Below are 5,393 nucleotides of genomic sequence, written 5' to 3'. Positions count from 1 at the left end.
CCGTAGACCTTCAGCGACTCCTGGTCCGCGCCGGCCTCGGCGCCTGCGCGTTCCTGGGTCAGGAGGCCAGTGGTCGGGGCATAGCTGAAGCCGCTCTTGCGCACGACATCCGTGCGTCCGCTGCGCTGGTGAGTGACCGTGCTTGCCGTCAGCCGGCCCAGCAGCCAGCTCGCCGGCGTGTCGTTGTAGCTGTGCACCGTGCTCACGGTGGACATCGGCGAGGTCGCCGTGCCCGAGTAGGTGTCCACCGAGGTGGCGCTGACGTTGCCGTAGGCGCCGTAGTCGAACGAGGTCGCCACCTTGCTGGTCTGCACGTTCGCGAACGGATCGCGCAGGATCTCCTGCGTGCCCATCGTGCGCACCTGCACCGGCGCCTGCACCCCGGGGGCGAAGGCGGTGGTCGCGCCGCTGCCGATCTCGGTGTCCGACTCGTACTGCTGCACGCTGTTGGAGAACATCGAGCCGGCGATCGGCGAGAAGGCGTGGCCCGGGGTGGCGTAGCAGCCCTCGGTCATCGGGCCCGACAGGCACGGCGGCACCTGGTAGGCCGACCCCACCACCTGCTTCACCGTCGCCTCGGGCATGCCCGCGTAGGGGAAGTTCTGCGCGTAGGTGGTCGAGGTGACGATGTAGCTGTTGCCGTGGTTGGGATCGAAGGTGTCGATCTGGCGGTAGCCCAGGAAGCCGCGCCCGCCGCCCTGCATGCGCGCGCTGGCGTAGCGGTAGTACACCGAGGCCATCGCGTTCGGGTTGCCCGCCTGCGGCGCGCTGCTGGAGGCCTTGAACACCACGTAGGTCGGGGCCAGGAAGTCCAGCACCGGCGAGCCGCGGCCGTAGTTCAGGCCGTACAGCATGCTGCCGCGCCGGTATACGTCCTTGTTGGTCAGCGGCGCGTAGCCCAGCTGCGTCACCGCGCCCAGGCCGTTGGTGATCTGGGTGATCACATCGCGCGGCACGAAGCGACTGGCCGCACCCGCCCGCGAGAGGAACAGGTCCGGGTTGTTCTCGAACTTCAGCGACAGGAAGTCCAGGTTCCCGTCGCCGTCGAAGTCGGCGAATATCGGCGNNNCAGGAAGTCCAGCACCGGCGAGCCGCGGCCGTAGTTCAGGCCGTACAGCATGCTGCCGCGCCGGTATACGTCCTTGTTGGTCAGCGGCGCGTAGCCCAGCTGCGTCACCGCGCCCAGGCCGTTGGTGATCTGGGTGATCACATCGCGCGGCACGAAGCGACTGGCCGCACCCGCCCGCGAGAGGAACAGGTCCGGGTTGTTCTCGAACTTCAGCGACAGGAAGTCCAGGTTCCCGTCGCCGTCGAAGTCGGCGAATATCGGCGCCTTCTGGCCTTCCTCGCAGTTGCCGCCTTCGCAGATGCGCGCATTGTCGCCCGGCAGCGCCGTCTCGGCGGCGTATCCGCCCGAGGGCAGCGCGTAGCGTACCCGGTAGGTCTTGTAGTCGNCAGGTTCCCGTCGCCGTCGAAGTCGGCGAATATCGGCGCCTTCTGGCCTTCCTCGCAGTTGCCGCCTTCGCAGATGCGCGCATTGTCGCCCGGCAGCGCCGTCTCGGCGGCGTATCCGCCCGAGGGCAGCGCGTAGCGCACCCGGTAGGTCTTGTAGTCGCTGGTGTAGCCCAGGTGCAGGACATCCGTGCGGCCGTCGCCGTTGACGTCGGCAAAGCGCACCTGGTCCAGGTAGTCCTGCAGCGACACCGCCACGCCCCCCTGCAGGCCCGTGCCGGTATTGATCCTGTAGGACCAGCCGCTGCCGCTGTTGGGACGATAGAAGACATCCGTCAGTCCATCGCCGTTCGCATCGCCAAAATCGATCGCATAGATCGGTTCCGGCGCGGCGGGGCTGCCGTATCGATAGGTGATGGTGTTGCCCGAGATCGCGTCGCCATAAACGCCGACCTCGACCTGGTCGGTCACCGACTCGACCACCAGCGCCCGCAACTCCGACCTGACCGAGTTGTCGACCTGGCACTGGCCAGGCTCGCTCATCGGCTGCACCAGGCCCGGCTTCGGCGCCGTGCTTTCGTAGGGCAGCACCACGCTCCCCCCGTCCTGCCCCGCCGTCACGCTCGCCATCGACGCCGTGCCGGCCCGCAGCGTATTGCCGCAGTCGTACACCATGCGCGTGCTGATGCCGATCGACAGATCGGAAGATGCATCGCCGTTGTAATCGGTCTTCTGGGAGTATCCGGTCTTGGTCGTCGGCGTCCCGCTGATCGTGCGGGTGCACATCCACTCGTCGCCGCAGCCATAAGGCAACGGCGGCAGCGAGGATTGGCGCACGGAGATCGTCCGCTCCGCCCCCCACGCGAAGCCGTTGCCTTGGCGTTCCATGATCCGCGCGCGCAGCGCGCCATCGCGCGGATAGACGACGTCCGTCAGGCCGTCGCCGTTCAGATCCGCCTGCTGCGGCTGATCGCCCTTCCAGCCCAGGTTCGGGATCGCCGGCGACAGGCTCGCGATCAGGTTCTGGTTGGCGTCGAACGCGACCCCGCCGCCANGCTGGTGTAGCCCAGGTGCAGGACATCCGTGCGGCCGTCGCCGTTGGCATCGGCAAACTGCACCTGGTCCAGATAGTCCTGCATCGGCACCGCCACAGGCGGCTGGAATCCGGTTCCGGTGTTGATCCTGTAATTCCAGTCCCCGCCGCCATAGGCGCGATAGAACACATCCGTCAAGCCGTCGCCGTTGACGTCGCCGAAGCTCACGGCATGGACTTCGTAGGGCGCGGGGCGTCCGGTCTTGTAGTAGCGCCCGGGTCCGAGATACACCATGTCATAGGAGGAGAGCACCACCTCCGTGGCCGTCAGCGTCTCGACGCCCATCGCGTACAGATTGCTTTGCACCATGCTCATGCATGGGTTTGTCGGATCCGGCGGCTCCTCGCACTGGAAGCGCGTCGTCACCGAGACCAGCAGATCCGAGGCCGCGTCACCGTTGAAATCCGTCTTCTGGATGAATCCGGTCTTGGTGAAGGGTGTCCCGCCAAGACTGACTTCACACTCCACGTCCACGCATCCGCCCAGCGATCCCGCCTTGAACGTCACCGTCCGCTCGCCCCCCCAGGCGAAGCCGTTCCCGACCCGCTCCATGAGGCGCGCACGCAGCGCGCCGCCGCGCGGGTAGACGATGTCCGTCAAACCGTCGCCGTTCAAGTCCGCCTGCTGCGGCTGGTCGCCGCGCACGCTGCTGTTCGGAATCGCCGGCGACAGGCTCGCGATCAGGTTCTGGCCGGCGTCGAACGCCGCGCCGCCGCCGTTGCGGCCCAGCGAGGGATACAGCGCCCAGGCGCCATTGGGTCCCTGGATGAACAGGTCGTCCCGGCCATCGCCGTTGTAGTCGAACAGGTGCCAGCTGCCATCGCCCGGCCCCAGGTCCCGGTTCTCGCCCGAGACCATCTCCGCCGCCGTGCAGNCCGCCGCCATTGCGGCCCAGCGAGGGATACAGCGCCCAGGCGCCATTGGGTCCCTGGATGAACAGGTCGTCCCGGCCATCGCCGTTGTAGTCGAACAGGTGCCAGCTGCCATCGCCCGGCCCCAGGTCCCGGTTCTCGCCCGAGACCATCTCCGCCGCCGTGCAGATGCCCGGACTCGGCGTGAACTGCGGATTGCCGTTGCCGTCCAGGACGGCGAAGAACACGATGACGTACTCGGTGTCGCAGGGAGAGCCGCTGCCGTCCTTCAGGTAGACGATGTCCAGGCGACCATCGCCGTCCACATCGGCCAGCTTGAAGCTCTCGTAGTCGGCCACGCTNATCGCCGTTGTAGTCGAACAGGTGCCAGCTGCCATCGCCCGGCCCCTTGTCCCGGTTCTCGCCCGAGACCATCTCCACCGCCGTGCAGATGCCCGGACTCGGCGTGAACTGCGGATTGCCGTTGCCGTCCAGGACCGCGAAGAACACGAAGACATTCTCGGTATCGCAGGCGCCGGGCGTCTGGAACGGATTGCTGGCATCCTGCAGGTAGACGATGTCCAGGCGGCCATCGCCGTCCACATCGGCCATCTTCAGGCTTTCGTAGTCCGACAGGCGGCCGGCCGGCAGGTCGGTCGGATATTCCTTCGTGGCGAACTCGTACTTGCCCTGGCTCCAGGCGAACGTCGTCGCCGGCAGGCACACCGCCTTGGTGCTGTCACGGCATTCCTGCACGCCGGTCAGCGTCTCCAGCCCGCTGCCCGACGCGCTGGCGGCGTAGCTCAATTGGTAGAACCGCGCCTGGTTCGGCGCATCGCACGCGCTGTTCGCGCACGAGGTCACGCTCTCCAGCCGCCGGCTCTGCACCAGCAGTCCGCCCGAGGCGTAGTTCCTGGCCCACTTGTCCTGGGCCCGCGCCGAGTAGTTGAACACGATCTTCGCGTACGCCGCCTGCGCCGTGCCCGCCTGCCCCGCCAGCACCGTCTTGCCGGTGAAGTTCACCTGCTTGAGCAGGTGCTCGCCCTGACCGGCGCCGGCCGGGTTCTCGTCATACAGGTAGTCGATGTAGTTGCCGGTCGAGTCCTGGAAGCGCGTCTGCGCCCACGACAGCGCCGCGTTCGGGTTCAGCGCCGAGGTCGTCTCGAAGTAGCCGTCGGCCCGGTTCGCGGTCGCGTTGTTGTCGCGGTCCCCGTACCAGCTGGTCGAGCCGTCCTTGCGTGCCACCGTGAAGAAGGCCGGGCCGTTGGCGCCCCCGCTCGGGGTATATGCGCACACCCGCTGGAAGGACTGGATCTCGGTGTGCAGCGTCTGCACCCCCATCCCGCCCACCGCCGGGCACGCCGCGCTGCCCGCCGCCGCCGGCACCAGGCGCTGCCCGTCCAGGCAGTAGCGGTCGCCCTCGGTGAAGTTCACCGGGCGCGGATAGATGTCGTCCACCGGCGTGGCATACACCAGGCTGTCGCCCGCCTCGCGCGTGCGCCGGCAGCGCGTGATCGAGGACAGCCCGCCCACCGACCAGCCCTTGCCCAGCGGGCCGTAGCCGCCCTGGCTGGAATAGTTCAGGCTCAGCTTCGGCGATACCCCCGCCGTGCCCGGCACCGTGTACAGCGGGATCGAATACGTCGCCGCCCCCGACTCGTCCACCCGGAACTCGGCCGCCGTCGCCCCGACCTTGTCCGAGGCCGTGTCGGCCGCGATCGCCGCCGCCGCCATCGGCGCCGCGCCGAACTCCTGCGCCAGCGACTTCACCACGATCCCGCCCAGCGGCGCCAACAGGCATGCCGCCACCGTCACGAACAGGCCGGCGGCCAGCGTTCCGCGCACACTCTTCTTCATGTCCCGATCCCCATGGCCACCGGCCTACGCCGGCGGCTCGCCTTCGCCCCTGCACCCCTCGTCGATCGCGGATCGGTTCCCCCCGTTCCTGATCGCCCGGTCTTGCAGTCCTGCCTGCCAGAACCTCATGACCCCGCCC

Annotated in this window: 4 protein-coding genes and 2 pseudogenes; all 6 read right to left on the bottom strand. The window is 68.1% G+C overall.

Annotation, left to right across the window (positions count from 1 at the left end; translation table 11 throughout):
• The coding region (locus MD221_RS17325) for a toxin TcdB middle/N-terminal domain-containing protein (RefSeq protein WP_242113399.1) at positions 1–1,016 on the bottom strand (1,016 nt) is incomplete at its 3' end.
• The gene (locus tag MD221_RS17320; RefSeq protein ID WP_242113398.1) at positions 1,013–1,282 is read right to left on the bottom strand and encodes a hypothetical protein; all 270 of its coding nucleotides are present in this window, start codon (positions 1,280–1,282) and stop codon (positions 1,013–1,015) included. The genes MD221_RS17320 and MD221_RS17325, both read right to left, overlap by 4 nt.
• A complete protein-coding gene (locus MD221_RS17315) occupies positions 1,279–1,995 on the bottom strand; it encodes an FG-GAP repeat domain-containing protein (RefSeq protein ID WP_425602303.1) in 717 nt (238 codons plus the stop codon). The genes MD221_RS17320 and MD221_RS17315 overlap by 4 nt, the downstream gene beginning before the upstream one ends.
• Before the next feature lie 473 nt (positions 1,996–2,468).
• A complete protein-coding gene (locus MD221_RS17310) occupies positions 2,469–3,404 on the bottom strand; it encodes an FG-GAP repeat domain-containing protein (protein ID WP_425602302.1) in 936 nt (311 codons plus the stop codon).
• Positions 3,405–3,690: 286 nt separating this feature from the next.
• Positions 3,691–3,795: pseudogene (locus MD221_RS17700) on the bottom strand (hypothetical protein); the annotation flags it as partial.
• Positions 3,796–4,468: 673 nt separating this feature from the next.
• Positions 4,469–5,131: pseudogene (locus MD221_RS17695) on the bottom strand (SpvB/TcaC N-terminal domain-containing protein); the annotation flags it as partial.
• Positions 5,132–5,393: the final 262 nt, after the last annotated feature.

It is taken from the genome of Luteimonas aquatica (assembly GCF_022662575.1).
Lineage (GTDB): Bacteria > Pseudomonadota > Gammaproteobacteria > Xanthomonadales > Xanthomonadaceae > Luteimonas > Luteimonas aquatica.
The sequence above is the reverse complement of the archived record's forward strand: the minus strand, read 5'-3'. Positions and strand labels throughout refer to the sequence as shown.